The organism is Acinetobacter sp. ESBL14 (assembly GCF_036668815.1).
Lineage (GTDB): Bacteria > Pseudomonadota > Gammaproteobacteria > Pseudomonadales > Moraxellaceae > Acinetobacter > Acinetobacter gyllenbergii.
Genome location: NZ_JAZEVS010000075.1, coordinates 1 through 255, shown reverse-complemented (window position 1 = coordinate 255; position 255 = coordinate 1). Strand labels below are relative to the sequence as shown.

1 protein-coding gene is annotated in these 255 nt (G+C 50.6%); it reads left to right on the top strand.

Annotation, left to right across the window (positions count from 1 at the left end; genetic code table 11):
* Nucleotides 1–255: hypothetical protein (locus tag V6E90_RS21695; protein ID WP_332606433.1), on the top strand; the 255-nt coding region annotated here is incomplete at both ends.

The window sequence follows — 255 nt, the reverse complement described above, 5'->3', positions numbered from 1 at the left end:
TGGGTACAGTGGTAACCGTAAATGGTACCAACTACACAGTAACAGCAGCGGACTTGGTGAATGGCTTCATCACTGCAGCGATAGCCGTTGCAGCAGATGGCAGCATCACGATCCATGCAGAAGCGGTGGATGCACAAGGTAACATTGACAGTGCCGATGCAGATGTAACCATCACGGTGGATACAGTTGCAGCTGACTTGATTGGTGCGATCACAGTTCCAGATGATCTGAACGGTGACGGCATCTTGAATGCGA